17 protein-coding genes are annotated in these 24940 nt (G+C 71.9%); 9 read left to right on the top strand and 8 right to left on the bottom strand.

All coding sequences use genetic code 11. The features are described 5' to 3' along the window. The first annotated feature begins 26 nt into the window (after positions 1-26). Complete coding sequence (locus BM085_RS26240; protein WP_093889584.1) at positions 27-2009, top strand: hypothetical protein; 1983 nt, start codon at positions 27-29, stop codon at positions 2007-2009. A gap of 10 nt (positions 2010-2019) precedes the next feature. On the opposite strand, the gene BM085_RS43405 is transcribed toward BM085_RS26240, so the two are convergent. Next, positions 2020-2496, bottom strand: a complete 477-nt coding sequence (locus BM085_RS43405; protein ID WP_143121076.1) for a hypothetical protein — start codon at positions 2494-2496, stop codon at positions 2020-2022. A 503-nt stretch (positions 2497-2999) separates the two neighbouring features. Between BM085_RS43405 and BM085_RS26235 the strand changes: the two genes are divergently transcribed. After that, positions 3000-3827, top strand: a complete 828-nt coding sequence (locus BM085_RS26235) for a helix-turn-helix domain-containing protein (protein WP_093889583.1) — start codon at positions 3000-3002, stop codon at positions 3825-3827. After that, positions 3818-4018 (top strand): DUF397 domain-containing protein, encoded by a 201-nt coding sequence (locus tag BM085_RS26230; RefSeq protein WP_093889582.1) that lies wholly within the window; start codon positions 3818-3820, stop codon positions 4016-4018. The genes BM085_RS26235 and BM085_RS26230 overlap by 10 nt, the downstream gene beginning before the upstream one ends. A 190-nt stretch (positions 4019-4208) precedes the next feature. Here the strand turns inward: BM085_RS26230 and BM085_RS26225 are convergent, their stop codons facing one another. Further along, positions 4209-5762 carry an LCP family protein gene (locus tag BM085_RS26225; protein ID WP_245789706.1) on the bottom strand — a complete coding sequence of 518 codons (1554 nt, stop codon included), beginning with the start codon at positions 5760-5762 and terminating at the stop codon, positions 4209-4211. Between the two features lie 142 nt (positions 5763-5904). Here BM085_RS26225 and BM085_RS26220 point away from each other — a divergent pair, with 142 nt between their 5' ends. Both BM085_RS26220 and BM085_RS26215 read left to right on the top strand, forming a co-directional pair. Continuing rightward, the gene (locus tag BM085_RS26220) at positions 5905-6786 is read left to right on the top strand and encodes a crotonase/enoyl-CoA hydratase family protein (protein WP_093889580.1); all 882 of its coding nucleotides are present in this window, start codon (positions 5905-5907) and stop codon (positions 6784-6786) included. A 4-nt stretch (positions 6787-6790) separates the two neighbouring features. Then, the gene (locus BM085_RS26215) at positions 6791-7747 is read left to right on the top strand and encodes an alpha/beta hydrolase (RefSeq protein WP_093889579.1); all 957 of its coding nucleotides are present in this window, start codon (positions 6791-6793) and stop codon (positions 7745-7747) included. Here the strand turns inward: BM085_RS26215 and BM085_RS26210 are convergent. After that, entirely contained in the window at positions 7720-9210 is a 1491-nt protein-coding gene (locus BM085_RS26210; protein WP_093889578.1) for an alpha/beta hydrolase family protein, read from the bottom strand. The genes BM085_RS26215 and BM085_RS26210 overlap by 28 nt on opposite strands. Positions 9211-9375: 165 nt before the next feature. Between BM085_RS26210 and BM085_RS26205 the strand changes: the two genes are divergently transcribed. The 4 genes from BM085_RS26205 to BM085_RS26190 all read left to right on the top strand — a co-directional run bounded on the left by BM085_RS26205 (position 9376) and on the right by BM085_RS26190 (position 16050). Beyond that, the gene (locus tag BM085_RS26205) at positions 9376-10503 is read left to right on the top strand and encodes an exonuclease SbcCD subunit D (RefSeq protein ID WP_093889577.1); all 1128 of its coding nucleotides are present in this window, start codon (positions 9376-9378) and stop codon (positions 10501-10503) included. Continuing rightward, a complete protein-coding gene (locus tag BM085_RS46895) occupies positions 10504-14406 on the top strand; it encodes an AAA family ATPase (RefSeq protein WP_093889576.1) in 3903 nt (1300 codons plus the stop codon). Positions 14407-14591: 185 nt separating this feature from the next. Next, positions 14592-15158, top strand: a complete 567-nt coding sequence (locus tag BM085_RS26195) for a TetR/AcrR family transcriptional regulator (RefSeq protein WP_218158833.1) — start codon at positions 14592-14594, stop codon at positions 15156-15158. A gap of 283 nt (positions 15159-15441) precedes the next feature. Next, positions 15442-16050 carry a cupredoxin domain-containing protein gene (locus BM085_RS26190; protein WP_093889574.1) on the top strand — a complete coding sequence of 203 codons (609 nt, stop codon included), beginning with the start codon at positions 15442-15444 and terminating at the stop codon, positions 16048-16050. A 129-nt stretch (positions 16051-16179) separates the two neighbouring features. Here the strand turns inward: BM085_RS26190 and BM085_RS26185 are convergent, their stop codons facing one another. From BM085_RS26185 to BM085_RS26165, 5 genes are all read right to left on the bottom strand, one after another. Then, a complete protein-coding gene (locus tag BM085_RS26185) occupies positions 16180-17526 on the bottom strand; it encodes a threonine/serine exporter family protein (RefSeq protein ID WP_093889573.1) in 1347 nt (448 codons plus the stop codon). Between the two features lie 39 nt (positions 17527-17565). After that, positions 17566-20523 (bottom strand): coiled-coil domain-containing protein, encoded by a 2958-nt coding sequence (locus BM085_RS26180; protein ID WP_245789705.1) that lies wholly within the window; start codon positions 20521-20523, stop codon positions 17566-17568. A 122-nt stretch (positions 20524-20645) separates the two neighbouring features. Further along, entirely contained in the window at positions 20646-22112 is a 1467-nt protein-coding gene (iscB, locus tag BM085_RS26175; RefSeq protein WP_245789704.1) for an RNA-guided endonuclease IscB, read from the bottom strand. Between the two features lie 217 nt (positions 22113-22329). Then, positions 22330-23526, bottom strand: coding sequence for a hypothetical protein (locus BM085_RS26170; RefSeq protein ID WP_093889570.1), 1197 nt, complete (start codon positions 23524-23526; stop codon positions 22330-22332). Beyond that, a complete protein-coding gene (locus BM085_RS26165) occupies positions 23516-24733 on the bottom strand; it encodes a hypothetical protein (protein WP_093889569.1) in 1218 nt (405 codons plus the stop codon). The genes BM085_RS26170 and BM085_RS26165 overlap by 11 nt, the downstream gene beginning before the upstream one ends. Positions 24734-24940: the final 207 nt, after the last annotated feature.

Below are 24940 nucleotides of genomic sequence, written 5' to 3'. Positions count from 1 at the left end.
GTCGTGACCGTGAGGGGGAACGCTCCATGGCACCCACCGCCGAGTTCTGCGGCATCGATCCCGAGGGGATGGGGCAGCTCGCCACCTCCCTGCGCGGCGCGGCCGACCGGCTGACCGCGTTCAGCAAGGAGTTCGACGGAAAGCTCCGCCAGCACGGGATCAGCACCCCCGCGCTGCGGGAGATCGCCGACATCGCCGACTGGGGCGGCACACAGGTCTCCATGCTCCACGGCCGGATCGACCTGATCAACGCCCTGGGCGAGGGCGCCCCGGAGCTGGGCGGCGGAGGGGACCGGTCGTCGCTGGTGCGGCTGCCCGACGAACTGGAGGACTTCGAGACCGCCCGAGGCCTGGCGAACATGTACGGCAACGACATCTTCGTCAACTTCGACGGCGAGCTCCAGGGCGAGATCATCCACAACCACGCTGACAAGGTCGCCAAACTGGCGGAGAATCCCCAGGCTGCCGCCGCCTTCTTTGCCCTGCTGTCTCCGAAGGTACGCGACAGTCTGCCAAGCCTCATTGCGAGCACCGGCAGCAAGACCGCCAAACAGGACCTGGCCGCCTTCAGCGCGGCCCTCGGCGCGGCCCTGCGCGCCCCCGCCCTCGTCCCGGCGTTCGCCAAGGTCAGAACCGACCTGGTGAGACCGGCCGGCAGCAAGGTCGCCGCGTGGAACCGGCTCGCACTGCTCAAGGGCGCGAACGCCCCCTCCGGCGTCCGCAGCGCGGCGGCCCGCGCCCTGGTCCTGGATGACTTCGCGAAGAAGCCCCGGCAGGACTGGCGCGCAGCTGGACCCACCGAGATGAAGGCGTACGGCCTGCCCCCCGATGTGGTCGCGCTGGGGCTGGAGGTGCTCGCCGGAGACGGCACAGCCGTGCGGGACGTGTTCGCCAAGCTGGGCGGAGCCGATGTCAAGCTGAGCCAGACCGAGAAGATGAAGCGGTTCCTCGACTACGCCAAGAGCGCGGGAACCGGGGACGAGGTGGCCGACGCGTTCGGCCGGGTGCTGGAGGCGGGCACGGAGGCCACGACCGAGAAACCCGGTCAGCACAGCCCGGCCGCCGCCGCCTTCGCCCTGGACGCGATCAAGGCCGCGGGCCCCTTCGGCGACGGCCTGCCGACGGTCGCCAAGGACTCCATGGTCACCATCGCGAAGTCCTACATCCATGAGCTGGCCTCGGGCGCCCGCTTCGACAAGGCCGTGGATCGGGCCTCCGGAGCGGGGGTCCCGGCGAATTGGGTCCCCCTTCCGGGGGTGACCCCAGCGTTCTACCTCAGCCCAGGTGACACTCATCGCTTCCTCAAGACCTTTGTCGGGGACAAGCAGCTCACTGATGACTTCGATGCGACCGCAGCCCAATTCCGCCGTGACACGCTGATGGCAGCGGCGCGGCTGGACGCGCAAGGTGGGACCAGATACTTCGAGGACACAGCGAGGATGTTCGGCGATCTCGCCAGCGCGGAGTTCAAGGCGACATTGGATGTGCGCGGTGAGCAGGACGCCACCGACGATCTGATCCGCGACATCACTAAAAACACCCTTGCCCTCGGGATCGACCGGATTCCCCTCGTGGGTCCCCTCGCGAACGAGGGCGTTAAAGCGGGATGGGAGCTGACCAAGGCATATGGAATCAGCACTGCCCTCGACGGCTGGGCCGACAGCTTCGAGACACGGGTCGAGGAGGTCACCGGTACTCGATCGGACTTCGTCCTGCGCCAGAAGTACGACATCGCATACATCCTTCACGAGGCCGGCTATCCGGCGAGTGAGCCGCCCGCCGAACTTATCAGCAAGAGCACCGGCAATCTCAAGACTTATGACGAGTTCTTGGCAGAGGCGAAGCGGGAAGCCAGCGAGGACAAGAAATGGGAGCAGGTGCTGCGGGAAAAATTGACCCCTTATGAACGTTGGATGGACAGTAACAATGCTTTAGATACCAAGATCGAAGATGCTTCAAAATTCCAAACCAGCGACCAAGCCAAAGAGCAGCTACGAGTCTGGAACTGAGTAGGTTTCCTCACTGCGGCAGGCAGGGAGTCATCGCATTCAGTCGCCAGGTGGGAGCCTCAGGAGCTACATATACGGTCACCGTGATGCCTAGGTCCTTTTTGGCGCCGTGGATGAATCGTCCTTCATCGGTATCCGCCTGGCTGAAGTCATGCTCCAACTTGTATCCGAAGTCCTGGACAAGGACGTTTTCCATTAGCGCTTGGGATCGGCCTAGGTGAGAGTCCAGCGGTTCGTTGATGCGTTCATAGTCGGCCGTGGCCCGCAATACCCGTCTGAACTTGTCCTTGTCGCAGCGGATGTCTTTGTCTGGGCGCTGTAGGATGCGAAGTTTCTTTAGAGGGTTCTTGAAGACATCATTTGTCTCCAGTCGCTGTGCATCTTTCTGCAGCTCCGCTGCCGCCTCCTTCAGTGAAGGCTCGGAAGTGCATCCCGATGCTGCCATCACCAGCGCCAAACCGACGACCGTTAGCCGGGTGAAACGCATCAAATACCTCCGGAGGATGGCTGAGACCGGGACGTAGTCAATTCTTACCCACTCGGCCCACCTTCGCCACACCCTCCCCATATTCGTTCGTCAGTGATAGCCGACTTCGCGTCGATCGACAGGATCCACCTGCCATCATCGGCTCTGGCGGGTGCATGTCCTCGCGGGCTGGGGCTGCGATCCGCCCGGCCGTCAGCTTGACCACCACCATGGTTTCACCTTTCGGGTGCTTGCCGATTTTCTGTGACCGGGGCGTTGAAGAGTGCTGTCGCATTCATGTGCAGGCTGATTCACCTCCGGTTGAGAAGGTGATGAACTGCTTTCTTTCCCATGCTGTCGCGGAGAGAATTTCTGTGCCTAGAATGTCGTATGGGTAGTTGATCGGCTACTGGATCGATAATCCAGGCTAGAGCGAATGATGACAGCCGTTGGTATATTCGCGCCGGACTCAGTATCGCCGATCGAATGATAGGTCCGTTTTTTCTTATTCGGGAGGAAATGCGATGGATGGTGGGCACTCTCTCGACCCCGGCTCCCCTCGCGTGTTGTTCGGCGCCGAGATGCGCCGCCTGCGGGAGGCCGCGGAGCTCTCGCAGGTCGCCGTCGCCTCGCGTCTTGGCTGCACCCAGACCCAGGTCAGCCGCCTGGAGAAAGCCACCCGCACCCCGTCGAGGTCCGACGCTGAGAGGCTGGACCGTCTATTCGAGGCAGCCGGCGGGGTCTCCTTCGTCCGGCTCTACCAACACATCATCGCCCAGCCTGGCGGTCCTGTCTGGTTCCGAGACTGGGCCGAGGAGGTCGAGCCCAGCGCCCTCGTCCTGCGCTCCTGGGATCCCCTCCTGGTGCCGGGCCTCCTGCAGACGGAGTCCTACGCCCGACGCATCTTCAACCTGGAGCCCAGAGCAACTCCCCAGGCGGTGGAGGAACGGGTCGAGGCCCGGATGCGGCGGCAACAGATCCTCGACCGGGACAATCCTCCCTTCGTCCTTGTGCTTATCGACGCGGGCGTGCTGCGCCGGAAGGTCGGTGAAGCCGAGGTGATGTGCGGACAACTCGATCACCTGCTGGAAGTTTCTGAGCGCCCCTCTGTCTCCGTTCAAGTTGTCGACCCGGAGTGCCTCCCTGGTCTGGCGGGTGCTTTCATGATCGCTGAGCTTCCGAACGGGCAGCCGATCACCATCCACGCAGACTCACCGGCTCAGGGGCACGTCACGAATGACTGCGAATTCGTAGCTTCCATTCAGGAACGATATGAGGCGATACGACTGTGGGCCTATCCTGAGCGCATATCCCTCAAGATGATCGAGGAAGTGAGACGCGAATGGACCTGAGCGCCGCCATCTGGCGGAAGTCGTCGCGATCTTCGGGAAATGGTGGCCAGTGCGTCGAGGTCGCCGCCAATCTGCCCGGGGTGATCGCGGTCCGCGACAGTAAGAACCCGGACGGACCCAAGCTGTTCTTCACCCCCGCCGAGTGGGGAGCGTTCGTCAGCGGCGTCAAGACCGGCGAGTTCGACCGCTGATCTGGTCCCGGTCGGGAGAAGCCGTCCATCCGAACCAGGATGGACGGTCCAGGCCGAGATCAGAGCAGTGCCGTACCCTCCCGTCAATGCGGGCAAGCCGCTCGTCCACCTTGGTCGGAGGTTCTCCGCTGTCGAGCGTCATCGGACGTGTCGGATGTCATCGGAACGCCCGCTGCGTGGCGGGGCCGGATCAGGCGCAGCCGTCGGTGATTCCCTTGGGCTCAGTCGTGTCCGCCGTCCCGGTGCTGGACTGCGGACCGGGCGTGACGGCGGAGGTGGGGGTGGCGCGGGACCTGGGGGAGAAGGTGGCGCCGGGGCCGGGCGTGGCGGTCGTGGTCCCGTCAGAGCCGGGACCGGGGGTGGCGGCCGGAGCTGTGGGCCGGGTGGTGGCGGCCAGGTGGCGGCGCGGGGCGGCGGGGGCGGCCGAGGCGCGAATGGCCTTGGCGGTGACGGTGCGGATCTTGACCCAGTCGGGGTAGCCGGTGTTGATCAGCGGCGGGACGAACTGCACGCTGGTCACCTTGGCGCTCTTCACCTTCACGGCCAGCGGCACCAAATGCTCCAGCATCGGACGCGGGATGTCGGTCCGCAGGAGCTCCTTGGTGGCCAGCGCGATCCGGTTGAACCGGGACAGCACGGTCGCCGGGTCGGCCTGGGTGAGCAGGGCGCCCAGCACGCAGCGCTGGCGCCCCATCCGGGTGAAGTCATCGCTGTTGGTGCGCGAGCGGGCGAACCACATCGCGTCGGCGCCGCGGAGCTTGCGGGTGCCCGCCTTGACCAGGCCCTCGTTGTACTTGCCGAAGACCACGTCCTGCGGCACGGTCAGCCGGACGCCCCCGATCGCGTCGATCAGGCGGGCGAAGCCCCACATGTTCACCAGGGCATACCAATCGATCTTCAGCCCCAGCGTGTGGCCGATCGTCTCCACGAGCGTCTGGGTGCCCTGGCCTTTGCGGCCACCGAAGATCTCCGGGTGGGCGTCGGCGTACTCCCAGACCGCGAAGAGCAGGTCCTCGCGCGAGCCGTCCGGGTTGGCGGGCAGCCGGAAGCCGTCGGGGAAGCGCCTGGCCATCGGCGAGCCCGGGACGAAGCGCACGTTCTCCAGGTTGCGCGGCAGGCTCAGCAGCACGGTGTTGCCGGTCTCGACGTCGATGCTGGCCACGTTGATGCTGTCGGTCCGCACGCCCACCCGATGGGTGTCGGCGTCGCCGCCGAGCAGCAGGATGTTCACCCGGTCCCGGCCCGACCACGGGTCTTCCGCACCGGTCGGGCCGGTCGGGGACAGCGGCGTGGCCGGGGCGTTGAAGACCTTGTCCAGCGCCGACTGCGAGACCGCGGCGTACTGCCCGACCAGGCCGAAGGGCAGTAGCACGGCCACCGCGAGCGCGCCCGCGAGGGTCCCGGTGATCGCCTGGCCGGCTCCGGGGAGCGTGCCCGGATTCAGCACCACGAACGAGTGCACGACCAGCGCGAACCAGGCGACGCCCAGCGCGACGGAGGCCACGGTGACGGCGGTCAGCCAGGACGACGCGGCCAGCCACCCGGCGAGGTCGGCGAAGTCGGTGAGGTCGGAGGTGAGCCCGATCCACAGCAGTCCCAGCAGTAGCACGGCGTGGACGGACAGCAGTGCCAGCCCGGTCCTGCGCCATCCGGCGCGCAGATGCGCGGCTCCCGGCGCGACGACGGACAGGGCCGTCCACCCGATGACCGTGCCGACCCCGGACGGCCTTGATCTGTCCCGCACCTGCTCCCCGATTCCTCCGCGCTTGAGCGCTGCACCGGAGATGGTAGGACGAGGATCGGAGCCCGCGGGCGGCGAATGAGTGAACAGTATGAGAATCAAATCCGCCCTTATCCTCTCATTTCCACTGGAATAAGGTTCGGTCATGTCTTTTACCGAGATCGAGTACGGCGTGGCCGACGGGGTCGCCACCGTCACGCTGAACCGCCCCCACCGCCTCAACGCCTTCACCTACGCCATGCGCGGCGAGCTGATCGAGGCCTTCGACAGGGCCGACGCCGACGACGAGGTGCGCGCGGTGGTGGTCACCGGCGCGGGCCGCGCCTTCTGCGCCGGAGCGGACCTCGGCGGCGGCGGCGACACCTTCAACCACCACAGGACCGAGGAGATGTACGGCGGCGAGGACACCGTCGACGGCTCGCCCCGCGACGGCGGCGGCACGGTCGCGCTCCGCATCGCCCGCTCGCTCAAACCGGTCATCGGCGCGATCAACGGCCCCGCCGTGGGCGTCGGGGTGACGATGACGCTCCCGATGGACATCAGGCTCGCCTCCGACACGGCCAGGTTCGGCTTCGTCTTCGCCCGGCGCGGCATCGTGACCGAGGCGGCCTCCAGCTGGTTCCTGCCCCGGATCGTCGGCATCGCCCAGGCCATGGAGTGGGCCGCCACCGGCCGGGTCTTCCCCGCCTCCGAGGCCCTCGAAGGCCGGCTGGTCTCGAAGGTCCACGCCCCGGACGAGCTGCTCCCGGCCGCCTACGCGCTGGCGCGTGAGATCGCCGACACCACCTCGGCGGTCTCGGTCGCCGCCATCCGGCGCCTCATGTGGTCAGGCCTGTCGGCCGCCTCCCCCTGGGAGGCCCACCGTGCCGACTCCCACCTCATGAACGCCCTCGGCGCCGCCCCCGACGCCGCCGAGGGCGTCACGGCCTTCCTGGAGAAGCGCCCGGCGAAGTTCCCGATGAAGGTCAGCGAGGATCTTCCGGACGCGATCCCCTCGTGGCCCGCCAACCCCTACGAACTACCCTGACCGCATGCCTGACGTTCTCGGTCCCGACTACGAGCTCACGGTCCTGCCCATGGCCGACGACTACGAGGGAGCGGTGGTCGCCTCGCTGGTACGGCGGCGCGCCCCCGAGCCCACCGGCAGGGCCGTGCTCTACCTCCACGGGTTCACCGACTACTTTTTTCAGACCCATCTGGCCGACCACTTCGTCGCCCGGGGCGTCGACTTCTACGGTCTGGACCTGCGCAAGTACGGCCGCTCGCTGCTGCCGCACCAGACCCGGGGCTTCGTGCGCAGCCTCACCGAGTACTTCCCGGAGCTCGACGAGGCGGTCCGGGTCATCCGCGAGGAGGACGGCCACGACGAGGTGATCCTCAACGGCCACTCCACCGGCGGCCTGATCGCCGCCCTCTGGGCCGACCGGGTCCGCGGCCGGGGGCTGATCCAGAGCCTGGTGCTCAACAGCCCCTTCCTCGACCTCAACGTCCCCTCACCCCTGCGGGTCGCCGCCGACCTGCTCAAGGGGCCGATGTCCAGGATGTCGCCACGCGCCGTCCTGCCCCTCGGGCCGGCCACCGCCTATGGCACGAGCCTGCACCGCGACCACCACGGCGAGTGGGACTTCGACCTGGAGTGGAAGCCGATCGGCGGGTTCGCGGTGCACGCCGCCTGGCTGGCCGCGATCCGCCGGGCCCAGCGGCGCCTGCACGGCGGCCTCCGGGCCGACGTCCCGACCCTGGTGCTCTGCGCGGAGAAGGGATTGCAGCTGCGCGACTTCGCGCCGGAGGCCCAGGGGGCCGACGTCGTGCTCGACCCCGAGCAGATCGCGCACTGGGCGACCAGGATCGGCCCTCACGTGACGTGCGTCCGGGTGCCGGGCGGCATGCACGACCTGGTGCTGTCACCGGAACCCGCCCGCGAGGTGGTGTTCGCCGAGATGGACCGCTGGCTCAACTGCTACCACGGGAACGCGAAGAGGCTGTAGTAGGCCGCCGCGACCAGCAGCAGGCCCGTGCCCCCCAGCACGCCGGCGATCGCGACGAGCTGGGGGCGGCTGGGCTGCCACCCCTCGCGCAGCCCCGAGACGACCGCCGCCACGGAGGTGACCTCCTGCAGCAGCATGAGCACCGCCAGGATCCGGATGACCAGCCATCCGGCGAGCACCGCCGGCCAGGCCCCGGCCTGGTTGACCGAGAACAGCACCAGCAGCGTGATGAACGCCAGCACCGACACCAGCAGCCCGAGCCCGGTCCAGGCCATCCGGCGGAACCTGCGCCGGATGGGCGGCCAGATCAGGGCGTTGGCCTCGGCGGGCAGCCGCCGGCCGCGCAGCCGTACGACCATCTCGGCCACCGGGCCGACCACGTATCCGACGGCGGCCAGGCAGAGCGTGAACCCCAGGACCGCGCCCCCGGCGTACCACGGAGCGGTGGGGACCTCGCTGGCCTCGTAGCGCTGGACCGGGGTGGCGCCCGCGATGTGCACCGCGGGCCTGGCCGTGCCCGGCAGGCCCTTGACCCAGTTGGACAGCGTCTCCAGGTAGCCGGGCGCGAACGGCCCGCCGTGGATGCGCATGCCGTGGTCGGCGCCGGCGAGGTAGCGGATCGTGTAGTCGGCGTTGCCGCCCTCGGCGAGCGCGCGGGTGAGCGCCCGGCTGCTCTCCACGAACGGGATCGACGGGTCGCGCGTGCCGTACAGGGCCAGGACCGGCTGCCGGATCCCGCGCAGCGCGGGCAGGCCGTCGTAGCGCAGGAAGTTCATGTGGACCGCGCTCATCGCCCTGGTGACCAGCTCGCGCACCCCGCTGGGCGCGTGCAGCCGGTCGAGCTGCTCGCCCATGGCCCAGGTGACCTGCCGCATGGGCGAGACGTTGGGCGCCGAGACCAGCACGGTGAACCCCACCGCGTCGCTCTTGGCGGCCGCGATCGGGACCACCCAGCTCCCCTCGCTCACCCCCCAGAGCCCGGTGCGCGCCGGGTCGACGTCGGCGCGCGTGCGCAGGCGCGCCAGGACGCGCAGCGCGTCGTCGGCGAGCAGGCCGAAGTCGCGGTTGCGGAAGTCGTAGCGCACGGTCCGCTTGTCGTAGACGAGGGTGACGATGCCCGCCCTGGCCAGCAGCTCCGCCTGCGTGGTGAACTCGCCCCGCACGCCCGGCCCGGCGCCCTGCACGAAGACCAGGGCGGGGTGCTTGCCGGGGGTGAGCGGCGCGCGGATCGTGGCCTCGAGGGTGGTGTCCCCGACGTCGACGGTGATGTCCTGCGTGACGATCTGCGCGGTCGTGGAGATGGGGCGGATCTCGGCCGGTGGCTGGACCGGCAGGGTCTGGAAGACCGGATCGACGCTCAGCGGCGGCGGATCGAACGGCGGCGGCAGAGCATAGCCCACTGTCGCGAGAGCCACCAGGATCAAGCCCGCGGCCACGCTCAAAACGCCCCGGCCAACCTGCATGCCGATCCGCTCCCCGATCGTCGCCCGCCTCCGTGAGGACCGTATGCCGGTATCGTTCCCTCTGATCAACAAGCCTACTCACCCCCGCAATCGCATGACAGAGGGTGGGGGCGGTGTGGTCAGAGTGGACGCATTTGTGGCTGGGGCCTGTTAGCTTCAAGCGACATGCGCGTGCTGCACACATCGGACTGGCATCTGGGCCGTTCGTTCCATCGTGAGAGCCTCCTGGCCGCCCAGGGGGTCTTCGTCGACCACCTGATCGAGACGGTCAGGGCGGAGCGGGTCGACGTGGTCGTCGTCTCCGGCGACGTCTACGACCGGGCGCTGCCCTCGGTCGACGCGGTGGACCTGTGCAACCAGGTCCTGCGGCGGCTGGTCGCCGAACGGGTCCGCACCGTGCTGATCAGCGGCAACCACGACTCGGCGCGCCGCCTCGGCTTCGGCGCCGACCTGATCGACGCCGCGGGCGTCCACCTGCGCACCGACGCCGGGCGGGTGGGCGAGCCCGTGGTGATCGACGACGTGGCCTTCTACGGCATCCCCTATCTGGAGCCCGAGCTGGTGCGCGGGCCCTGGGAGCTGCCCGAGCGCACCCACACCGCCGCGATCGGCCACGCCATGTCCCTGATCCGCGCCGACCTCGGCCGCCGGGGCCCCCGGTCGGTCGTCCTCGCCCACGCGTTCGTGACCGGAGGGCAGGCCAGCGACAGCGAGCGCGACATCAGCGTCGGCGGGGTCGCCCACGTCCCGGTCTCGGCCTTCGACGGCGTCGACTACGTGGCGCTGGGCCATCTCCACGGACGCCAGCGGATGAGCGAGACCGTCCGCTACTCCGGATCCCCGATCGCCTACTCCTTCTCCGAGGCCGGCCAGCTGAAGGGCTCCTGGCTGGTGGACCTCGCTCCCGGCGGGCAGGTGGCCGCGGAGTTCGTCGAGGCGCCGGTGCCCCGGCCGGTCCACCGGCTCAGCGGCCGTCTCGACGACCTGCTGACCTCCGCCGAGCACGCCCCCTACGAGGACCACTGGCTGCAGGTGACGCTCACCGACCCGATCCGGCCCAGGAGCGCCATGGAGCGGCTCAGGTCCCGTTTCGAGCACACCCTCACCCTCTCCTTCGCACCCGAGGGCGGCGTCCGGGAGACCGCGGCGCGGCCGAAGCTGGCCGGGCGCCCCGAGATCGAGGTCGCCCTCGACTTCGTCCGGGAGGTGCGCGGCGAGGCCGCCGACGCCGAGGAGACCCGGTTGATCCAGGAGGCCGTCGAGGCCTGCCGTACCAAGGAGGCGATGGCGTAGATGCGCCCGCACCGTCTGTGGATCAGCGCGTTCGGCTCCTTCCCCGCCGAGGAGGAGGTCGACTTCGACGCCCTCGCCGAGGCCGGGCTGTTCCTCATCCACGGCCCCACCGGCGCGGGCAAGACCACCGTGCTGGACGCGCTCTGCTACGCCCTGTACGGCAGGGTGCCGGGCAAGCGCGACAGCGCCAAGAGCCTGCGCTGTGACCACGCGCCCCCGGGCCGGGGGCCCAGCGTGGCGCTGGAGGTCACGATCAGGGGCAGGCGGCTGAAGATCACCCGATCGCCGGCCTGGCAGCGTCCCAAGCTCAGGGGGACCGGCACCACCAGGGAGAACGAGAAGGCCCTGCTGCAGGAGCTCACGCCTTCGGGGGAGTGGACCGGGCTGACCACGCGGGTCGACGAGGCCGGAGAGCTCATCGGCACCCTGCTGGGCATGAACGCCGAGCAGTTCTTCCAGGTCGCGATGTTGCCCCAGGGGGATTTCGCGAAGTTCCTGCGCGCCGACGGCGAGGACCGCCGCAAGGTCCTCGAACGCCTCTTCTCCGTCAGGATCTACGCCGCCGCCGAGTCCTGGCTCGCCGACAGGCGGACCGAGGCCCACCGCGAGCAGCAGGCCCTCCGCAAGGAGGTGGACTTCGCGGTCAAGCGCCTGGAGGAGGCCGCGGGCCCCGACCTCCTCGCGTCCCTGGCCGGAGCCGCGGAGGCCGGGGCGGCAGGGCTGTTCGAGCTCCCCGCCGACGACGCCGCGCCCTGCGCGCCGGCGGTCTCCGCGCAGGACGATCCGCTGGAGTGGGCCCGGACGCTGGAGGAGCTGGCCGCCGAGGCGGTCGCCCGGATGAGCCGGGGCCACGGCGAGGGCGAGGAGGCGGTACGGCAGGCACGCGCGAGGCTGGAGCACGGCGCCGCGCTGGCCGAGCGGCGGCGCCGTCACGCCGAGGCGCTGACGCGGAGCCGGGTGCTGGAGGAGAGCGCCGAGGAGCGGGCGGATCTGGAGACCATCCTGGCGGAGGCGGCCCGGGCCGACCGGGTGCTGCCCCAGCTCCAGGCCGCCGAGCAGCGGGCCGAGGCGGCGGCCAAGGCCCACCGGCTGGCCGCCGACGCCGTCGCCCGCGCCCTTCCCCTCCTCCGTGACGGCCGCGACACCACCCCGGACCATCTGGCCACGCTGGAGCGCGACCGGCACCACGAGATCACCCGGCTGGGCGAGCTGCGCGCCGAGGAGTCACGCCTGGCGAAGATCCTCCAGGACCGGGAGGAGTCCGGTCGTGAGATCACCGAGCTGACCGCCGCGCAGGCCGGGACCGACGCCCGCCTGGCGGTCCTTCCCGGGCTCCGCCGCGACGTGGACGCCCGCCTCACGGCCGCCCGCCTGGACGCCGCCCGTATCCCGGCCGCCGAGTCCGCCGAGGAGGCCGCGGCCGTCCGCCTGCGGGCCGCCGAGCACCGCGACGGCCTCGCCGCCGAGCTGGCCGCCGCCCGCCACGACCTGGCGGCCAGGCTCAGTGACCTGCCCGCCCTCGCGGACGGCACCACCCTGCCTCCTCTCACGGACGGCGGCGTGCCCGCCCTCGCGGACGGCACCGGCGTGCCCGCCGTCCCGGAAGGGACCGAGGTCCGCGAGCTGCTGGCCTCCCGGGAGCGCGAGCGCAGGGAGGAGAGCGCCGGGCTGGAGGGGCTGCGCGCCGACGAGGCCCGGCTCGCCGAGCTGGCCGGGCTGCTCGCCGCGCTCGACGTCGAGCTGCGCGAGGCGGCCGGGCAGGAGTCCGCGCTCCGCGAGGCCCAGGAGACACTGCCCGCCGCGCTGGCGGACGCCTCGGCGCGGCTGGCGGCGGTCAGGGCGCAGGCGGCCAGGATCCCCGCCGCCCAGGCGGGCGCGGACGCCGCCGCCGCCGGCCTCGACGCCGCCCGGCGGCGCGACGCCCTCCGCGTCGAGCTGGAGTCCGCGCGCGCGGCCCAGGCCGAGGCCACCGACCACGCCCAGCGTCTCCGCGACCGCCACCTGGACCTCCGCCAGGCCAGGATCGACGGCATGGCCGCCGAGCTCGCCCTCAAGCTCACCCCGGGTGAGCCCTGCGCGGTCTGCGGCTCACCCGACCACCCGGCCCCCGCCGCCCCCGCCGACGCGGCGCCCACCGCAGAGGACGAGCGCGCCGCCCAGAGCGCCTACGACATCGCCACGGACCGGCGCAGGACCGCCGAGAGCGCCGTCGCGGCCCTGGCCTCGCGGCTGGAGGAGGCGCTCGCCGTCGCGGGCGAGCTGGGTGCCGACCACGCGCAGGAGGCTCTCGCCGAGGCCGGGCGGGAGCTGGCGGCCCTGACCGCCGCCGCCGGCACCGAGGCGGCGCTCAGCGCGGCGGCGGACCACGTCGCGGCCGAGCTGGAAGGTGTGCGGGCACGGGCCGCGGAGACGGCCCGGCTGCTGGCCGAGGGCCGTGCCCGCCAGGCCGGATGGCTGGCCGAGCGCGACCGGCTGGCCGGCCGCCTGGACGAGGCCCGTGGCGCCGACCCCACCGTCCAGGCCCGCCGCGACCGCCTCACCGGGGAGGCGGCCCTTTTCGCCGCCGCCCTCACCGCGGCCGTCCGCACCGCCGACCTGGCGGCCGGGCACCGCGAGGCGAGCGAGAGGACCGATCTCTCCCTGGACCTCGCGGCGCGCGAGCTGCGGGAGGCCGAGCTCGCCCTGGGCCGGCTGCGCGAGTCGGCCGGAGCCGAGCCGGCGCTGGTGGCCGAGGCCGGCCGGATCGCGGCCGAGCAGGGAGAGCTGGAGGAGCGCTCGCGCGAGCTCGCGGTCACGCTGGCCGCCTGCCGTACGGACGTGGACAGGCTCACCGCCGAGGCCGAGCGGCTGACCGCGCGCGTGGACGGGGCCCGGGGCGAGGACGCGACCCTGGCCGCCAGGCTGGAGCGGCTGGCGGACGAGGCCGAGCTGCTCAAGGAGGCGGTCGAGGCCACCCGGGAGGAGCGGATCACCGCCACCGAGCTGGCGGCGGCCCGGGACCGGGCCGAGGCCGCCGTCGCCGAGGCGGGATTCCTCGGGCCCGACGACGCCCGCGCGGCGGCCCGCCCTCCGGCCGAGCAGGAGGAGAAGGCCGAACGGCTCCGGGAGCTCGACAAGGAGCGCGCCGCGGTCGCCGCGGTGCTGGCCGATCCGGAGCTGATCGCCGCCGCGGCCGAGGACGAGCCCGACCTCGACGCTCTGCAGAGCGCGCGGGACGCCGCCGACGCGGCCCACGCCGGCCTGCTCTCCGCCCGGCACCAGGCCGAGACCCGCCAGGCCCGGCTGGCCGCCCTCCGCGCCGAGCTGGCCGAGTGCCTGGAGCGCTGGCTGCCCGCCGCCGGACGGCACCGCCTCGCCGACCGGCTCGCGGCCCTGACAGGGGGAAACTCCACCGACAACCGGTGGAACATGCGGCTGTCGTCCTACGTGCTCGGCGAGCGCCTGCGCCAGGTGGTCGAGTCGGCCAACGAACGGCTCGACCGCATGTCGGGCGGGCGCTACCTCCTCGAACACAATCTCAGCCGTTCGGCGGGCGACCGGAGCAAGTCGGGCGGAGGGCTCGGCCTGCGGATCCTGGACGGCTGGACCGGGGTGGACCGCGATCCGGCCACCCTGTCCGGCGGCGAGAGCTTTGTCACCTCGCTGGCACTCGCCCTCGGCCTGGCCGACGTGGTCACCGCCGAGGCGGGGGGAGTGGAGCTCGGCACGCTCTTCGTCGACGAGGGCTTCGGCACCCTGGACGAGGACACCCTCGACGGGGTGCTCGACATCCTCGACGGCCTGCGTGACGGCGGCCGGGCCGTCGGCATCGTCAGCCACGTCGCCGAGCTGCGCACCCGCGTCCCCGCGCAACTACGCGTCCGCAAGGAACGCCACGGCTCCACCCTGTCCACGGTCACCTAGCGCGACGTTCCTCGACGGAGTCGCGCGGGGCCTGGCAGCGTGGGGAGCCGCTCCGCGCCGGTGCGGCGCCTCGGACCGGCAGGGGGTGGTGGGCATGACGGTGCTCCGTCCGCGCGCGCGATAGCCTTTTCGGAGGCTTGCTCCGCTATGTATACGGAGGGGTCTCCGATCAGCAAGGAGCCGTGGTGACGACCGTACAGCGCCCCATGCGCGCCGACGCGCGCCGCAACTACGAACGGCTGCTCGCCGCGGCCAGGGACGCCTTCGCCGGGCAGGGCACCGAGGCGTCGCTGGAGGACATCGCCCGCTCGGCGGAAGTGGGCATCGGCACCCTCTACCGGCATTTCCCCACCCGGCGCGCACTGATCGAGGCGGTGCTCCACGACGGCATCGTCACGCTCGACGCCCAAGCCCGCGAGCTGCTGGAGTCCCCGTCCCCCGAGGAGGCCCTCCTGGAATGGCTGCGCCATCTGATGGCGCACGCCACCACCTACCGGGGCCTGGCCGCGGCGCTGATGAGCAGCATCCATGATCCGGGCTCCGAGCTGTACGGCTCGTGCGAGACGCTGCAGACCAGCGGAGCCCGGCTGCTCGCCAACGCCCAGCGCGCGGGCGCCATCCGCCCGGACCTCACCGGCACCGACCTCGTCAAGCTGGTCAACGCGATCGCCTGGGCGGGCGAGCACGGAGAGAACGAGGCCGACCGCCTCCTCGACCTGGTGGCGGACGGCCTGCGGACGCGCGATCGGTGACGGCCACCGGCACGAGAGGTCAAGCAGGATGACGGGAGCCCGGTGACGGGAGACTGTGACGCCGATGCCACGTACATCTCCACACCCTGATCCTGATCCTGTCACCGCAGGTCAGGCGGATCCGCTGGAACCTTCTCCAGGACCAGGGGGACCCCACCTCGGTTGGTCATGGTCATCAGGCTGGTCGTACGCTGAAGGATATGACTCACCGATCGAGCGCGGATCCGTCCGTGGGAGATGGGTGGGCAGGGGCACGGCTCGTGTAGTTGCGGGGGTGGGGCCGATGCGGACGCATGATGTACGGCTTGCCGGGATGGTGACCGCGGTCATGCTCGCCGCGGCCGTCGTCGGTGAACCGGCGGCGATGGGCGCGACGACGGCGACGGAGGCACAGCATCGGCCGGAGTGCACCGTACCGTCGCTGCCAGGTCACGTGGTGGATGTGACTCTGGCCGACCCCGGATCGGGGATGATGAGCCGTAGTCCCGGTCCGTCCGGCAGTCCCGGACCGCCCGGGACGATGAGCGGCAGCCCCGGACCGCAGGATACGAGGATGCGCCTGTCCGTCACCCCCGCCACAGTCCCGGCGGGGACCGTGTCGCTGCGGGTGGTCAACACGGGGGCCCTCGCTCATGAGGTATTGGTGCTGCCACTTCCGTCAGGGCAGACCATCGGACAGCGGGAGCCGGGCTCCGATCAGCGCGTCGACGAGGCGGACAGCCTGGGAGAGGCGTCACATGACTGCGCCGCGGGCAAGGGGGACGGCATCGCCCCGGGCTCCAAGGGCTGGATCACACTGACGCTGCGCCCCGGCCGTTACGAGCTGGTATGCAACTTCCCCGATCACTATGCCAGAGGTATGTACGCCGAGCTCAACGTCACCGGGCGGTAGCGGACGCCGGCCGGGCGTCGAGACCGCCGTCGTCTCATGGATGGAGTCGCCCCGGTTTGGCAGGCGTGTCAGGGCTTCGGGCTACGCGGCGACACAACCACCTTCTTGCGTGACTGCGTCAGCGGCTCTTCAGAAGCCACGGGTGCGGCGGGCGGCCGGGCGGGTGATGAACGGCCTGCGCCGGCCGGACGGCCGGCGCACCCGCCTGGTCAGGTCGGAGCCGGTGACCGCGCGCAGCACCTCCGCGCCGAGGATGACCCCGGCACCCAGGGCGAGAGCGGTCGACAGGGCCTGCAACAGGCTGACCAGCCCCTCGTCGGTGTGGCCGAGGCTGGCTTCGAGCATGCCCCGGTAGAGCGCGGTGCCGGGCAGCAGCGAGCCGATCGCCGGGATCGTGACCACCATCGAGGGCACCCGGGCGCGTCTGGCGTAGGCACTGCCGAACAGGCCCACCACCGCCGCCGAGACGGCCGTCGCCAGGATGACCGGGACCTGCCAGACGTGGAGCTGCACGAAGACCACCCAGACGATCCCGCCGCCGACCGCCGCGGGGATCAGGTGGCGGGGCGGCACCAGCAGGGCGACGGCGAACGACAGCGTCAGGCCGACGGCGCCCAGCAGTTGCTCGGGTCTGATCACCAGGGGAGCGGCGGGCACGTTCTCCACGCTCAGCGGCACGCCGAGGCGGACCGCCGCGTAGAGCGTGACGCCGATCCCGGAGATGATCGCGGTCAGCATGAAGAAGATCTCGAACAGCCGGCCGGTCGCCGTGACGTACTCACCGGCGATGCCGTCCTGCACGCAGGCCACCATGGGACGTCCGGGCAGCAGCGCGACGACCGCGCCGACCACCACGGCCGAGGCCTGCACCGGCGCGTCGATCCAGATCATCAGCACCGCGACCAGCGAGCCGAGCATCGCCGCCACCGCGAGCTGGAAGAACTCCGCCACGCCCCGCCGGGCCAGCCAGGCGCCGGCCCGGTCGCCCAGCACGGTGGCGGCGAACGCGGCCACCGCGACGAGCACGCCGCCGCCGACCAGGATGCTCGCCGAGGAGGCGATCAGGGCGAGCGCCGTGATCAGGACCCAGTTCGGGTAGACCGGCACGCGCCGGGTGATCTCCCGCAGCCGGATCTCGGCGTCGTCGAGCGGCAACGACCCGCCGGAAGCCTCCCTGACCATGTCGTGGACCGCGATCAGCCGGTCGTAGTCGGGCAGGCGGCGGCGGACCCGGCGCTCGGCGGTGACCGGCGCGCCGCCGTCCGAGGGGACGTGCGACAGCGTGATGGCCGACAGGTTGACGTCGGCCTCACAGTGCGGCACGCCGTAGGCGTTGGTGATCTTGCGCATGCTGCCGGAGACCGTCTCGGTGCCCTCCCCGCTGCCGAGCAGCAGCTCGCCCACCCGCAGGGCCAGCGCCATGGACCGGTAGAGGTCGTGCCGGGCCGGGGTCTGCTCCAGAGGCGACGCCGACACCGAACCTCCCGACTTTTCCTGAGCCAATCCCTGCCGAGGTTATCGGCTCACCGCGGAGGCGAGGACACGCACGCGCTCACCGTGGCGGTCATGACCGATGATCACCGGTGGCTCGTTGTACGGCATGGCGTCGGAGGAACGGCGCAGCTTGATGTACTGCCCGCAGGCGTCGACCGCGTAGGGCTCCATGTCGTCCTGGAGCGCGCCGATCACCGTGATCCCGTAGGTCTCGCCGATCCGGCGGAACAGCGCCACGGCCTCCCTGCGGTGCTCCTTGCCGAGATTGCGGCCCAGCTCGTCCAGGACCAGGCACAGGTGGCCGCCGCCGGAGGACGCGATCGCCGCCGCGCAGACCAGCTTCACCGCCTTCTCGTCCATCAGCGCCGTGTTGGCCCGCCGGTTGTACGGCACGAAGCCCTGCCCCTCGCCCCGGCGCCACTTGGGCGTGACCCGCCACGCCCAGCGCTGCTCCGGGTCGGCGGGCGCGGGCGGCACCGGGAACTCCAGCGTCGCGCCGTAGCCTCCGTAGGAGGTGTCCAGCTTCTCGAACTCCTCGGCGACCCGGGTCAGCCGCGCCTTGATCGCCGCGGTCAGCGCGGCCCGGTGCACGGCGGTGGACTGGGCGGCCTCCTCGGCGCCCTTGGCCGAGGCGGTCAGGTCCCACTGCCGGGTGGCGATCTGGGACTCGATCTGGCGGCGCTGGTGCCGTTCGTACTCCTCCTGGCCGCGCAGATAGGACGACAGGGCCGCGCAGACGCCGGGGAACGTCGCCTGCTCGCGCGCCGTGCGCCCGGCGCCGGGCTCGCCACGCTGCCTGACCAGGAAGCGCAGCTCCTCGGGCATCTCCTCGTCCTCGCCCGGGAAGGTGTCGCGCAGTGCCCCGTCGAGCTGCCGCTCCGCGGCCCGCCACCACTCCTCGGCCGTCAGCGGGCGCTCCTGCTCGCTCAGCGCCTCCAGCCACTCGCGGGCCCCGTCGACCGTGCCGCCCCACTCCCCGGCCAGCGCGTCCATCCCCAGCGCGTCACGGTCCGAGGTGATCTTCGCCGCCTGGTCCCTGGCCTGGTCCCGGTCGGCCTCGTGCCGGGCCCGGCGGCCCTCCAGCCGCTCGACCTCCATGTTCCTGGTCCGGGCGCGGAAGTCCAGCGTGCTCGCCCGCCGCTCGGCCTCGCCCACCTTCGGCCCGACCTCGGCCAGCGCCCCGGCCAGCTCGGCGAGCGTGGCCCGCCGCTCGGCCAGCCGCCGCTCGATGTCGGCCAGCTGCACGGCGGCCCGGGCGCCCTCCAGCCGCCGGCCCGCCTCGGCCACCCCGTCCTCGGCGACCCGTACGGCTCCGGCGGCCGTCTCCTGCGTGTCCCGTGCCCGATGCAGCCGCTGCTCGGCGGCCTTGATGCGAGCCTCCCGGCCGGTGGCCACCGCCTCGAACGAGCCCACGACGGTGACCCCCGCCGCGCTGACCAGCACCGACCCGGGCAGGGCCCGCAGAGCCCGCGCCGCGGTCTCCAGATCGGCCGCGTCCACGATCACCGCGTGCTCCTGAGGCCACCCGCGAGCCCCCAGGGCCGCCACCTTCCGCCCCGCGGGGCCGGACGTGGTCTCGTCGTCGCGGGCATGCTCGGCCACGTCGATCGCGTCGAGCAGGCCGGTCGCCCCGACGCCGGCCTCGGTGAGCGCGTTGAGCTGGGCCGCCGCCGGGCCGCCCTCGGCGTCGTCGAGGGCGGCCCCGGCCCCCTCGACCTCCCGGTCGGCCACGCCCAGCGCCTTCAGCGCCTCGTTGAGCCGCAGTCTGGCCTGGGCCAGCTCGGCGTCGGCGGTCTCCACGTCGCGGCCGTCGGCCAGCCGCCGCCGCTCCTCCAGCCCGGGGATCCAGCCGCGCAGCTCGTCCACCGCGTTCTCCGCCACGGCCCGGTCGGCGTCCAGCTTGGCCGCGCGGGACTGCAGGGCGGTCAGCTCCCTGCGGGCCTCGGCCAGGGCGCGCTCCATCGTGTCGTCCTTGAGCGTGGCGATCTCCGCCCTGACCATGCCGATCGCCTCAGCCGCGCGCTCGCCCGCCGCGCGCGAGCGCTCCAGGTCACCGGCGAGCGACTCGTCCCGCCGCGCCGCGTCGGCGAGCCTGCGGGCCAGCCGCCCCCGCCAGCAGCGCAGCGCGTCCGCCAGCCGTACCCGGGCCCGGTCGCGCCGGTCGAAGGTCTCCAGCAGCGTCCGCGACTCGTCCTCGAACTCCTTGAGCAGCTCCACGGCCCGCGCCGCCCGCACCCGCTTGACGTGCTCGTCGCGCCGGGCCTCCCGCTCCTGGTCGAGCTCGGCGTCCAGCCCGGTCAGCGCGGCGATCGCCTCGAAGACCCGCTCCGGGGAGATCTCGTTGAGCGGCTGGGAGAGCAGGTTCGTGGCGACCTTGCTCCGCACCGAGGTGGACAGGAACGACACGCACCTGACCCGGTCGCCGTAGAGGAACCTGGTCAGGTCGCGCGCCACCACGTCGCGGCGTCCCGCCGAGCGGGGCAGCGTCGCCCACACCTCGTCGGCCCGCGCCACCCGCTCCGCCTCCGAGGCGGCCGCCGCCACGCGCACCCCCTGGATCCACCTGATCTCCAGGTGCGGCGCCTCCTGGTTGACCCGGAGCCACACCGTCACCGCGTCGTCCACGGAGTGGGCCCCGGCGAAGACGCCGACGATGTAGCCGTGGTCGGCGCTGGCCCACGACCTGCCGCCGCCACCGGCGGCGAGCTCGGCGTTGAACAGCAGCTCCGAGACCGACTTGGCGCCGGAGGCGAAACGCCACTGCTCGTCGCCGAGCAACGCGGTGATCATCGCGATGAACGAGGACTTGCCCGCGCCGTTGGAGTCCTTCGGCCCCGCGCCCGCGACCACGATCAGCGTGCCCGGCACGATCGGCACCGGGTGGGTCGACAGCCGGGAGATGTTGACCGCCTGCACGGCGATCAGCACGCGGTCCCCGACCACGTTCTCGCTCGGAGCGGCCCGTGTCTCCACCGGCATCAGGCTGGCCTGGCTCCCGAGCCCCGGCGTCGTGGTCTCGGTGTCCTGAGCCGCGCCTGCTCCGCTTTTTCGCAAGCTCTTCGCAGCTTGGCCCGGCTGTTCGGTCAACCCCGTCTTTCCCTTCATCGAATATCTCCAGCGTGGAGACCCCCGCCTTCAGGCGGGGAAGGAAACGCGGAACGGTGTCGCGTTTCCGGGTGGGTGGTGTAGCCGTAGCCGTCGGCTCGCTGGAGCAGACGGACATGGCGGTGGTGGATGCCCTGCACGAGGGCGTGCCGGGTGCGGACGTTGAAGCTGCCGCTTGTCCGGACCGCGATCCGGCCGGTGTGGACCCCGGCGTTCTTTCCCGACGGGACGCTCGCCCGGACCAGGTCTCCGGTCGCGTAGCCGTGGACGGACTTGGTGCGGGGCAGTCGCAGTCGAGGCAACCCGTAGCGGTCGGTGCGGGTGCGGGCGTAGCCGCCACGTCCGGTGGCCTTGACCACGAGGACCGTCCCGGGCCAGCCGGTCACCGCCTGCAGGTGGCCGACGTGCAAAGCGTCCAAGGTGTGCGACTTGGCCGCGCCGGTCCGCGATCGGTTCCACTTCGTGCGGCCACCGCTTGAGGGGTGCACCCGCAGCCCGGTGGCGGCCAGCGCCCGCCACAGCGCCCGCCGGGTGGCGTTGACCGCCGCGGCGTCCCGTAACGGTGCCTTCGCCCTGGCGAGCACTCGGGCCAGGCCCCTCGGCCTGCCGGTCAGGAACTCCTCGACCGGGGTGGCGCCCTTGGCCTGGTTGCACGGGATGCAAGCCAGGGTGAGATTGCCGATCCGGTCGGAGCCGCCTCGGCTGCGCGGGCGGATGTGGTCGATGTTCAGTGGGACGTTCTGGATGCCGCAGTAGGCACACCTGCGGCCCCATTTGGCCAGCAGGTATTCGCGCACCTCGTAGCCGGCGAGGGTGCCCTGCTGGTATTCGACGCCTTCCAGCGGTCGTCCGGCCGACAGGGCATGGGTGTCGAAGGAGACCCGCTCCACGTGGACGGCGCGCACGGGTGCCCAGCGGGTGAGCCGCACCACCCACGACATGGTGGTGTCCACCCGGTGGCGCAGGGACGGCGCAAGCCACCCCTGCGGCTTGGCCCGGTTGGCGAAACGGGGCGCGCGGTAGCGCAGGTTCCGGGAACGGCGTCCCCGGCGCAACGCGGCCCGCGCGGTGAGCCTGCCGCGGATGGCCGATCCGCGATGGTCGAGCTGAAGGGCGAATCGTCCCATACGGCCGGCGCCCGTTTCGGTGAACACCGCGATCCCGGTGTGCTTCGATCCGGGGTTCACGCCGACCGCGACGCCCTGAACGGTGGACTGTTCGGCGGCGCGGTCTTTGAGCCGGATGACGAACGGGGTGTGCCGGACCACCACCGCCCGGCCGGACGCCAGCAGGCGGCGGGCACGAGCGGGATGACACGGGTCAAGCGGATGGCTGCGTCTGTCCAGGACGAACACGGCCGGATGGCCCTCACGGGCCGCTCCCTGCCCGGCTTGCGCCGGGTCGGGGTGACGCCGGAGCGGACGGGTGCCGTCTGTTCCGATCTCCCCTCGCCCGTGTTCCACGCCGGATGCCTTACGGCCTCCACGTCCCGTTTCGTGCCCACCCTCGGGCGTGTCTGCTGACGTGGATTCCAGAGCAGCGGGCTGAGGAAGCACCCGCTGGTGGGTCTGCTGGCCTACGTGAAACGTAGTCAATCGAATGCACCTCCTTCAAAGTGATCGACTCGGGCTGGTCAACGCGGGGCTTCAAGGCGCATCACCGCACCTCAAGCCCCCTCCTTCAGGAGGGGGTCGTTGACCGACGATTCGCCCTCACTGCCGCCGCCAGCGGGGTGTGCGGCCCCGCGGCGAGGATCAGCTCTTCCTGCAGGCCCCGTCTGGCCTGCGGGGTCAGTCGATGGAACTGCGGGCCCGGGGTGTATCCCCCGGCCTCCTCTCCCGCCTTGACCTGGCTCACCAGACCCGCGTGGCGCAGGGTCCGGAGCGCGGCCTCCAACTCCCCGATGGGGAGCCTGGTGTGCCGCCGCAGCTCCTCGAGCTGGGCGGGGAACGGCGACAGCCAGCTGTCGGCGGGCAGCAGGCCGTCGGCCCGGGGGATCGCCACCGAATGGATCAGCACGAGCACCAGCACCGCCCGCTCGGCCTCGCCCACCGTCGTGCCCGTCACGGCGGTCACCTCGGGGGCGTAGCCGGAGGTCCACGCCTCGCGGTCCTGGATCAGGACGCGACCGCGCCGTTGCAGCATCTCCGTGAGAGCACGGCGGAGCACCGGGTCGCGCAGCGCGGGCAGGCGTGCCTCGTGGACCGGCTCGGCGGCGTGCTCCACCGCCATGAACGCCGCCACGATCTCGGCCCGGCGCCGCTCGTCGAACGGGCCGAGCAGATCCTCGTCCACGCCCTCGGGAACCGCGACGCTCGCGGCCGTCTCGGCGGGGGGACTCCCGGCCGCCGGGAGCACCTCCAGCCCGGTGAACCCCTCGTCGCCGGTGGGCAGCCGGCGCATCAACTCCCTGAGCTGGGCGTGGGACTCAGGAGGCCAGCAGGCGCAGCGGGGGCCGAGCCGTACGACACCGTCCTCCACCGTCAGCCAGGCCGAGTCGTGCAGGCGGCGCAGCGCGCCGACCGCCCAGTTGCGCATGAGGTCGTCGCCGCGGCCGATCAGGGCCCGGTAGGCCGACAGCACGTCCTCCACCGGCGCGGGGACGCCCGGCCACGGGTCGGCGCCCAGATCGCTCCAGCAGCACTTCAGCGCCGCGGCCAGCACCCGCCGGGTCTCCCCGGATCGTTCCACGTTCACCGGTGCGACCTGGTATTCCTCCAGGAGCGACGGGGTCGCCCCGTCCGGCCAGACCGGCAGCGCCAGGCCCGTCCCGTCGCCGTGCGCCAGCCGGACCATGCCCCGGGGGGCGGGCTCACCGGGGCCGAGCGGGAGCGGGCCGGTCGCCCTGGCCCGCGCGTGTGCCTGCTCAGGCGTCATGGCCCGTCCTCTCCAGGTAGCCGTGGGACAGCCAGGCGGGCTCGGTGTCGGGGGTGGCGGTGAGGGAGTCGGACCAGCGCAGGCGGTAGGGGGACTCCGGGCGCAGGTCGGCCGAGACGAGATCGGCCAGCAGGCGGCGGGCGGAGACCCACTCGCCGTCGGCGGTGAGCAGCTCCTCCAGCCGGGCGGAGGAGCGTCCGGCGAGCGCGGCCTCGGCGACGGAGGTCAGGTGGTCGAGACCTCCGGTGCCGGGGTCGTGGGAGTCGGCGGGGCCGGGATCGGGCAGGGCCGAGCGCGGGGGAGTGGGCTGGGCGGGCGCCGGCCGGGGACTCTCGTCCACCGCGCGGACGATCGCCGCGGGGTCGTGCCAGGGGGCGGGGGCGTCGAAGACGAACCCGTCGAGCACGGCGGCGAGACGCTCCTTGCTGGCGGTCTGCGCGAAGGTGCGCCAGGTCTCCGCGGGCAGCAGGGTCAGGTTCCTGGTGGTGCCGGCGGAGTCGGCCAGGCGCCCGGCGGCGCGGCGGGAGGCGTCGCTGTAGGAGTAGATGGCGGCGCGCAGCTCGGTGCAGGTGCGGTCGAGATCCGGCCAGCGGGTGAGGATCGTGCCGTGCAGGCTCTGCGCCCTGCGGGCGATCTCCTCGGTGCCCCAGAGCTTGGGGGCCTGCTCGCGCAGCTCCTCGATGGTGCCGCCGGTCAGCGTGATCAGCTCCAGCGCCCAGAGCCGGAACGCCCGCGACAGGTTCTGGGCGCTGAGGCGGGCCTCCTCCATGGTCGTGCGGGGGTCGGCGACGTTGAGGTCCTCGAGCGCGAGCAGCCGGTGCATCTCCGACTGGCCGCCGTCGTCCATCATCCGCCGGATGAACATCAGCCCCACCACGCTGGTGAACGACGCGCGGTAACGGAGCTGGTTGGGCTTGGGGAACACCTCGCGGATCGCGCCGAGGCCCTTGAGCACCCGCAGCCGGTTCTCGAACCGGTCGAGCGGATAGGCCCGGCAGACGTGGCGCATCTGCTCGTGGGTCAGCCACTCCTCACCGGCCTCGGCGAACGCCGCGAACAGCGTTTCGGCGATGTCGACCAGCGCGGGCTCGTCGACCACCGCGCCGCTGTCGCGCGCGAGCGCGGCGAACATCCGGCGGTAGGTCGCGAGCACGGCCTCCTCGGTGAGGGCCGAGTCGAGGGTGATCTCGTGGTTCGTCTCTGGCACGCGCCCTACCGTAAGGCTTTCGCACGACAATCCCGGCCCGTACGCCGCGTGGACGGTGACACTGCGACGGTCGGCGCCGGCACGCTAGGGTAACCCGGTGGGCGGGGGAGTGAGCGGTTTCGTTTCGGCATGCGGGGTGGGTGACGGGTGAGGATCCCCAGGCCGGAGGGCGCTCCCGGCCCGGATCCGGCCCCGCCGCCCGGTCCC

The organism is Streptosporangium canum (assembly GCF_900113865.1).
GTDB classification, from domain to species: Bacteria; Actinomycetota; Actinomycetes; order Streptosporangiales; family Streptosporangiaceae; genus Streptosporangium; species Streptosporangium canum.
The sequence above is the reverse complement of the archived record's forward strand: the minus strand, read 5'-3'. Positions and strand labels throughout refer to the sequence as shown.

What these genes read in the sequence shown, in the direction of transcription:
- BM085_RS43405 (WP_143121076.1), bottom strand. Translation starts at nt 2,496, where the DNA reads ATGCGTTTCACCCGGCTAACGGTCGTCGGTTTGGCGCTGGTGATGGCA.
- BM085_RS26170 (WP_093889570.1), bottom strand. Translation starts at nt 23,526, where the DNA reads ATGACGCCTGAGCAGGCACACGCGCGGGCCAGGGCGACCGGCCCGCTC.
- BM085_RS26235 (WP_093889583.1), top strand. Translation starts at nt 3,000, where the DNA reads ATGGATGGTGGGCACTCTCTCGACCCCGGCTCCCCTCGCGTGTTGTTC.
- BM085_RS26220 (WP_093889580.1), top strand. Translation starts at nt 5,905, where the DNA reads ATGTCTTTTACCGAGATCGAGTACGGCGTGGCCGACGGGGTCGCCACC.
- BM085_RS26205 (WP_093889577.1), top strand. Translation starts at nt 9,376, where the DNA reads ATGCGCGTGCTGCACACATCGGACTGGCATCTGGGCCGTTCGTTCCAT.
- BM085_RS26180 (WP_245789705.1), bottom strand. Translation starts at nt 20,523, where the DNA reads ATGCCGGTGGAGACACGGGCCGCTCCGAGCGAGAACGTGGTCGGGGAC.
- BM085_RS46895 (WP_093889576.1), top strand. Translation starts at nt 10,504, where the DNA reads ATGCGCCCGCACCGTCTGTGGATCAGCGCGTTCGGCTCCTTCCCCGCC.
- BM085_RS26230 (WP_093889582.1), top strand. Translation starts at nt 3,818, where the DNA reads ATGGACCTGAGCGCCGCCATCTGGCGGAAGTCGTCGCGATCTTCGGGA.
- BM085_RS26240 (WP_093889584.1), top strand. Translation starts at nt 27, where the DNA reads ATGGCACCCACCGCCGAGTTCTGCGGCATCGATCCCGAGGGGATGGGG.
- BM085_RS26210 (WP_093889578.1), bottom strand. Translation starts at nt 9,210, where the DNA reads ATGCAGGTTGGCCGGGGCGTTTTGAGCGTGGCCGCGGGCTTGATCCTG.
- BM085_RS26190 (WP_093889574.1), top strand. Translation starts at nt 15,442, where the DNA reads ATGCGGACGCATGATGTACGGCTTGCCGGGATGGTGACCGCGGTCATG.
- BM085_RS26215 (WP_093889579.1), top strand. Translation starts at nt 6,791, where the DNA reads ATGCCTGACGTTCTCGGTCCCGACTACGAGCTCACGGTCCTGCCCATG.